Source organism: Dolichospermum circinale AWQC131C (assembly GCF_000426905.1).
GTDB classification, from domain to species: domain Bacteria; phylum Cyanobacteriota; class Cyanobacteriia; order Cyanobacteriales; family Nostocaceae; genus Dolichospermum; species Dolichospermum circinale.
Genome location: NZ_KE384588.1, coordinates 190,546 through 197,221 on the forward strand (window position 1 = coordinate 190,546; position 6,676 = coordinate 197,221).

General features: G+C 38.8%; 4 protein-coding genes and 1 pseudogene. 2 read left to right on the top strand and 3 right to left on the bottom strand.

Annotated elements, in window-relative coordinates:
* Positions 1 to 214 precede the first annotated feature (214 nt).
* The 3 genes from ACIR131C_RS0102180 to cimA form a co-directional block, all read right to left on the bottom strand.
* Positions 215 to 1,534, bottom strand: coding sequence for a DNA methyltransferase (locus ACIR131C_RS0102180; protein WP_028088888.1), 1,320 nt, complete (start codon positions 1,532 to 1,534; stop codon positions 215 to 217).
* Between the two features lie 280 nt (positions 1,535 to 1,814).
* Positions 1,815 to 3,200 carry a glycosyltransferase family 2 protein gene (locus ACIR131C_RS0102185; RefSeq protein ID WP_028088889.1) on the bottom strand — a complete coding sequence of 462 codons (1,386 nt, stop codon included), beginning with the start codon at positions 3,198 to 3,200 and terminating at the stop codon, positions 1,815 to 1,817.
* 611 nt (positions 3,201 to 3,811) lie between these two features.
* Positions 3,812 to 5,437: a citramalate synthase gene (gene cimA / locus ACIR131C_RS0102190; RefSeq protein WP_028088890.1), complete on the bottom strand. Its 1,626-nt coding sequence runs from the start codon at positions 5,435 to 5,437 to the stop codon at positions 3,812 to 3,814.
* A gap of 388 nt (positions 5,438 to 5,825) precedes the next feature.
* On the opposite strand from cimA, the pseudogene ACIR131C_RS26530 reads away from it, so the two are divergent.
* Positions 5,826 to 6,030: pseudogene (locus ACIR131C_RS26530) on the top strand (2Fe-2S iron-sulfur cluster-binding protein); the annotation flags it as partial.
* A gap of 31 nt (positions 6,031 to 6,061) precedes the next feature.
* Positions 6,062 to 6,514, top strand: coding sequence for a hypothetical protein (locus tag ACIR131C_RS0102200; protein WP_028088891.1), 453 nt, complete (start codon positions 6,062 to 6,064; stop codon positions 6,512 to 6,514).
* Positions 6,515 to 6,676: the final 162 nt, after the last annotated feature.

A 6,676-nucleotide genomic window follows, 5' to 3' on the forward strand; every position in this document is an offset into this window, starting at 1 on the left:
TCCCTAGCTTTGAAGTCATATCAAATTCTACCTGTGATGTTAATTTTCTGCAACACATCCTTGAAAAGTCCTGTAAGTAGATTATCAAAGAGTTGGGAACTGTATGAAGGAATAGACAGTTTTAATTTGGTTCACACTATTACTGGTTTCGATCTTTATAATTTCCTTCAGATAAATTCAAAGTCTTTTAAAAAAGAGATCGATAATATTTTCTCTAACTTCTAATGCATACTGCTGTTTCATACAAACGTTTTTTACCGCCCCTTTTTCTGAAGGAAATTATTTTCTCAACTACAAAACCCTCGCGTTGAAAAAGTTTACTCAAAATCACCTCTGTAAATATCTCCACATTTGAGAGTCGAGAATTACCGACAACATAAACACCTTGAAAATTTCTCGATACAATCTGTTTTAAACTTCTTATATGTTTGCACAAATCAATAAAGTATTTAGTCGCATAATTACACATTAAAATGTTTTGATTTTTAAGTTCATCATAGTAAGAAAGATATGATCTAATCTCATCAGGAACTATGATTAAATCCTTTTGCAAAATTGAAGTTGCTCTACCCCATGTTCCACCTATTGCTCGTAAGTCTATTTCCGTGGCTTCACGAATATCTTCTAAGAGTTCTAAGAAGTGTAATTGAGGTCTAGTTTGATGAACATAACTATAGCGGTTTGGATAAGGAGGTGAAGTAATTACGAAATCTATAGAGCGATTAATTGTATTTTGCAGGTTATTTGTGGAATCACCTAGTACAATTGAGTTCAAATTAGAAAATAATATTTCTCTTTGGTTAAGCTTAATCAAATCTTCCCTGATGTCTTTGAGATTATTACTTATTTCTAAATAAACATCTATCTCTCTTTGATGATGATCATCAAATGTAATAGTTGGATGATTTCTGTGAATATTGGCACAATCCAAACAGGATTTATTCAAAGATAACCAAATATATTCATGAATTGGATGATATTTTTCTTGTCTCATTATCTCACGACAAATAATCAGATTTTTTAAAACATTAATTTTCCACCAACGAAAGACATTATGAATAATTGGAACTCTGGTATTGAATATCTCAACTACATCTTCCAGTGAAAATGTCTCATATTTTTTAATTTCACTAAATACTTGTTCAAGATAATTATTAATTAAAGAAATGTTACTAAGATTCCACAATAGAGACTTATTTCCTGCTTGCTGAAGTAAAGGGTTAATCTCAACTCCTAGAGCCTTAATTCCATGCTTCTGACATTCGATAATTGTTGTACCTCTACCACTAAATGGATCAACTACAAAATCATTTTTAGTAATTTTAAATAAATCAATAAAAAAGCGGACTAAATTTGGTGAATAACTGGGAGTTAGTCTATACCATCTATGCACTGACTCAGTTTGTCCTGCTTTAAATGTGATATCACCTATATCAATTTCTTGATAGTTAAAGCCAGACTCCTCAATGCTTTTATAAAAACACTTGGTAATATCATTATTTTTATCTTCAAATAGTGATAGTTGTTGAAACATAATTACTCCAATAATGAATGCTACTCAAAAGTAGCATAAAATAGTTGTTTTGGCAGCACTATTAACCATTTAAACCGGATACATACGGATTGCTTCGCTACACAACAAGTAGTCTAACTCTTTTAACCAAGAATCCCCGTGTCCTGAGACCGGGGAGTATTAACCTGATAGCGAATCCTAGTCTAATAAAGTACAAAATTATCTGCGTTTATCCGCGTTTATCTGCGTTTAATTCTGAGTTCTTGTACCTAAATTCCATGGGAATTGCTATATTACCTAATTACAAAATTGATTTTTCCACACCTTTATGAACAGTTTTTACCCATTTTAAACGTTTTGGTCGGAACGACATTCGCGCTGTGGTGCTACTCATAACTACTAACCAATGCAACATATATAAACTGCCGCGAAGGGTTTGTAAAAGTAACACTAAATAGGTAGATGGATTTCCAGTAGCTTTACGGATGTGCTTTAAACCCGCAAACATACCTATAACTGACATCCCTAGAGATAACCCAGTTACAGAACTTAACATAGGTGGACGATGACGAGCGATCGCCATTAATATATCTGGTATTGCGGCCGTTGGCAAGATATACATTGTCACCATAAAGATCAACAAATCCCAGGTTTTCTTTGTCCCCATGCGGTTTTTGAGGATCAGATCCCAGTAGTCTAAATAACGTTGATAACCACCTTCCGCCCAGCGGTTACGTTGATGCCAAAGGGCTGTAGCATTGGTAACACCTTCTTCCTCCACTGGGGGATGAAAAACACATTCAATATCCCACTTATCTAAATGTAAGCGGATAGTTAAATCAAGATCATCGGTGATAGTTTCCTCATTCCAACCACCGCAACTTGCTAGGGCTTGACGACGGACAAATTGACCATTACCTCGGAGTTCACCAATACCACCAATAGCAGTCCGCTGTTGTTGAAACCAGATATCCAACAACATTTCCGCCATTTGTCCCTTAGTCCAAAAATTTTCTGGAGCATTAGCGATCGCTTTACGTATTTGTACAGCCCCTACTCTTTCTTTTTCAAACAAAGGAACTACCTGAAATAGTAAATCTGGTGTAACTTGGGCATCAGCATCAAATACAGCAATAATGTCTCCCTTTATCAGTGGTAATACCTGATTTAATGCTCCAGATTTTCCGCCACTAGCTTGGGGAGAACGCCTAAATACATTCAGTTGTTGATATTCTTGCTGGAGTTCTGCTAATAATTGGGGTGTATTATCTGTACTATTATCATCAATAATCCAGACTTCATATTCACCATTACCGTATTCCAAATTACAGAGATTCTTAACTAATCTGCCAATTACTGCTTCTTCATTTTTAGCAGCCACTAATACAGACACAAAAGGCAAATCTGCCTCTATTTTTGGGGAATGGTCGCGGGGTTTGGTAAAAATAATCCCCAAGGCATGAATTCCCAGTATTGTTGTCAGTCCCAGGATAAATATCGAACCCCAAGAAACTAAATGTAGGGTAATAGTCCCACTCCAAACTATAGTTAAAACTAGAGCAGCTTTGCCACGACGGCCTTTAAATCGTTTTGGTTGTAGGTATTCTGATTCTTTATTTTCTGAGAGGTCAGGTAAGATCAGGTCAAGGGGATCAGAATTGTTTTCAGGCCAGGAATTTGCTGGCATAGGTTATATAATTAAAAAGGGCTATTTTATGTATGTAGGCTTAAATTACAGACCGATTCTGTAACAGATTACTAGCTACCTAATTAATATAGTTCTAAAGAGTCCCAAAGGGAATAGATAGAGCATAATTCCTCTTCTCGTCTCCCCCTCTCGCTCACTCCCCCTCATCGAGTGAAAGCGGCTATTAAATTAATTACGCATAATTATACATATTCCGGAATTCTTCAATAAGTTCGGGATACATAGCGATTATAACTAAAACGACAATACCTCCCTTTTCTCTACCTCAGCGTCCTCTGTGTCCTCTGTGGTTCGTTCCAAAAAAATCCGTTCACAACCCACCGAGAACTGCCACAGCACTACAAGAGTGTTATGAGGTACATATCTAGCGGGCAAGATGCCCGCACCACAAGAGTTTCATGATTCAAATTTATACCTCATCAGAGCGGAAAACGCTGTAAGTAGGTAAAAGAAAAAACCGACACAAGTAACGAAAAGTAAAGTTGCCCAAAACCTGTAACCTGTAACCTGTCCCCTGTTCCCTATTCCCTTGTCATAACGACAATTTTTAACGCCAACCTACTTATATTTACCCATTTACGGCTCAACTTTCAACCATAGTTTTCTGCTTGGAAATGTAATAATAAACCATATTCCAAACCTTCAACTACTGCTTGATAAGAGGCCGCCAAGATATTCTTAGAAACCGCAACAGTTGTCCAGCGTTGTTGAATATTGCGAGATTCAACTAAGACACGAGTTTTTGCCGCAGTTCCGGTATTTCCATTCAAAATTCTAACTTTATAATCTGTTAACTCAAAGGTGGCAATTTGCGGATAGAAGTTCACCAAAGCCTTACGCAAAGCCGCATCCAAAGCCGCTACAGGTCCAGTACCTTCCGCAGCTTCCAGAATATTTTCACCATTGACAGTGACCTTAATAGTTGCTAAAGAATGAGTTGTTTCTTTGCCCTGAATCAAATCACAATGGACTTGAAAACCATTGATTTCAAAAAACTGTTGACGCAGACCTAAAACATCATACATCAACAGGGCAAAACTCGCCTCCGCTGCCTCAAATTGATAGCCGACACTTTCCAATTCTTTCATTCTCTGGAGAATTTGTCTAGCTTGGGGATGATCCTTGTCTAACTCAATACCAAAAGTCCGGGCTTTAGCCAAAACATTACTGAGTCCAGACTGTTCGGAAATGACAATGCGGCGCGTATTTCCGACTTGTTCTGGTTGAATATGTTCATAGGTTAAAGGGTTGCGTTCTACTGCTGATACATGAATACCGCCTTTATGGGCAAAAGCGGAACGTCCTACAAAAGGTGCGTGTTCATCAGGAGCGAGATTGACAACTTCACTGACAAAACGACTAGCCGCTGTCAGTTGATGTAGCTGGTGTTGGGAGATACAACTATAACCCAGCTTTAGCTGTAAATTAGGAATCAGAGAACACAGATTAGCATTACCACAGCGTTCTCCATAACCGTTGATTGTCCCTTGTACCATTGTTGCACCCGCCATAACTGCTGCTAGAGCATTAGCTACCGCCATTTCTGAATCATTATGAGTATGTATTCCTATTTGCGGAATTGTTGACCATTGACCATTGGCCATTGAGAAATGACAATTAACATCCTGAACAATTTGTGTAACTTCATGAGGTAAAGTTCCACCATTGGTATCGCATAAAACCAACCATTCCGCACCTGCGGTCATAGCCGTTGTCAAAGTTTGTAAAGCATAATCGGGATTTTGCTTATAACCATCAAACCAATGTTCAGCATCGTAAATTACCCGTCGTCCTTGAGAACACAGATACTCAACCGTGTCACCAATCATGGCTAAATTTTCTTCTAGACTGGTCTTGAGTCCGGCTGTAACGTGCAAATCCCAGGATTTACCGAAAATAGTCACCCAGCGAGTACCTGCCGCCAAAATCGCTTGTAGCATGGGTTCATCTGGGGGTTTAGTATGAGGACGACGGGTAGAGCAAAAGGGAACAACTTCTGCCTGTTTGAGGGGATTTTGCTGAAGTTGCCAGAAAAACTGGACATCTTTAGGATTTGCTCCTGGCCAACCACCTTCAATAAACGGAATCCCTAATTGATCCAGTCGGTGAGCAATGCGTAACTTATCTTCTATGGACACTGAGAGTCCTTCCCGTTGGGTCCCGTCCCGGAGAGTAGTGTCATAGAGCCAAAGTTGATTTGAGGGAGTTTTGGTCATAAAAATTGTTGAACCTTTGATTCAACACTGACACCTGAGAGATAACTTGGCTGCACGCGAATAAACAACAAAAAGCTGTTTTGGTAGTTTCATCAGGCCATACAAAAATGCTAACAATTGCTCTGAGGAAGTGTAGCGAAGCTTCATATTTTCTTCCTACTTCCAGTCTCAAAGCTGCGTCACTATCTGCCTGGGGATTTAACCCATTTTACCCATGCAGGAAACCCTCAAACCATTCGGTACTTATTTTTCCTCTGCCAAACCTTTAGCAAAAACCATCACCAGTTCTGTCTGCTGTATCGAAGGTTGTTAATAATTCAATTCTAGGCTGTTTTCATTCCCAAGACAAGCAAAGGAAATGATCCCCAAAATCCTGTTAAATATGAGGAAAGGAATTGGCACTTATGGTACTTGTGCGGTTAAGGTAGAAGGCGAAGCGTCCGCAGTAAATTGACCTGAGCATTCTTCTGCGTTCCCTTCTTCCCCATTCTCCTACAAGTAATTTGGGTTTGATTGCTCAAACTCAAGTTTTAGCTACTGTTAAAGTGACTAAATTTCACGGTTTTTGGGGTCAAGGTTCTCAAATAGTTTAGACACCAAAAGGTTAAAAAGGAGACAAACAAGATGGGTAGATGGACACCCTTGATTTTGATGGCTGGCGGCGTAGCAATTTTGCTAGGTACGCTACTGGGAATTAACTTTCCTATGGGCGGACAACAAAGTGCTAATGTGCCAACAGGACGCAGAGCATCCAGTGTTCTCCCAGCTAATATTAATGTTAATAGTGCCGCTGGTGGTAATGATACGGAAAATAATTCTAGTAATGAGTCAGAAACGATTAAAAGCAATGATTCTAACAGTGAAAGCCGCCGCACTAATGTAGCTCAAGGTAATGTTTCTACTGGAAATTCAGGTAATTCTTCTAATACTACACAAGAAACAAGCACTGGTAATGAAAGTTCTGATTCTACCAGGGAAACGGCGAGTACAGATAGTGACATGACTACACCACGCGGGCTATCAAATTCCAGTAGTAATGTTAATCAAGACAAACAACCAATTCGGGCTTTGTGGTAACTAGGGATAAGTTAAGTTAAAAATCAACGGTCAACGGTCAACGGTCAAAATTAAATAACTCATGACCAATGACCAAAAATCTGGGATACAAGCCCCGTCCTTTTAGGACGGCTTTATGTTAAAATTTGGTCATAGTCGCCTTATGGCATTGGGAGACTTTAA

Coding starts and splice junctions, on each gene's coding strand:
- ACIR131C_RS0102200 (WP_028088891.1), top strand. CDS start 6,062: ATGGGTAGATGGACACCCTTGATTTTGATGGCTGGCGGCGTAGCAATT.
- ACIR131C_RS0102180 (WP_028088888.1), bottom strand. CDS start 1,534: ATGTTTCAACAACTATCACTATTTGAAGATAAAAATAATGATATTACC.
- ACIR131C_RS0102185 (WP_028088889.1), bottom strand. CDS start 3,200: ATGCCAGCAAATTCCTGGCCTGAAAACAATTCTGATCCCCTTGACCTG.
- cimA (WP_028088890.1), bottom strand. CDS start 5,437: ATGACCAAAACTCCCTCAAATCAACTTTGGCTCTATGACACTACTCTC.